Raw genomic sequence first — 400 nt, 5'->3', positions numbered from 1 at the left:
GGGCGCGTGCCATGCATCCTGGTCGTGGCGGCCTCAAACTCCACACGCTGCTCGACATACGCGGCGCCATCCCCACGGTGATCAGCTTTTCCGAGTCGCGCCAGCACGATGTGCACATGCTCGACGAGCTGGTGCCCGAGCCCGGCGCGATCTATGTGATGGATCGTGCCTACCTCGACTTCGAGCGCTTGTATCACTTCCATTGCGAGGGCGCGTTCTTCCTCATGCGCACGAAGAAGAACTTGCGCGTGCGACGACGTTATTCCCAGCCGGTGGCGGATCGCCGGCTGATCGGTTGCGATCAGACCGTGGTGCTGGTGCGCGATGTGGTTCGCGCGAAGTATCCCTGTGTCCTGCGTCGCGTACGTGTGCGCGATCCCGACAGCGGTCAATCCATCGT

Annotated in this window: 1 protein-coding gene; it reads left to right on the top strand. The window is 62.8% G+C overall.

Translation table 11 applies throughout. The features are described 5' to 3' along the window. Window positions 1-11 precede the first annotated feature (11 nt). Window positions 12-400, top strand: a 389-nt coding sequence (locus tag UU7_RS17280; RefSeq protein WP_238530981.1) for a transposase, incomplete at its 3' end; no start/stop codon positions are given.

The sequence above is a fragment of the Rhodanobacter spathiphylli B39 genome, from assembly GCF_000264295.1.
In the GTDB taxonomy this organism is placed as follows: Bacteria; Pseudomonadota; Gammaproteobacteria; order Xanthomonadales; family Rhodanobacteraceae; genus Rhodanobacter; species Rhodanobacter spathiphylli.
The sequence above is the reverse complement of the archived record's forward strand: the minus strand, read 5'-3'. Positions and strand labels throughout refer to the sequence as shown.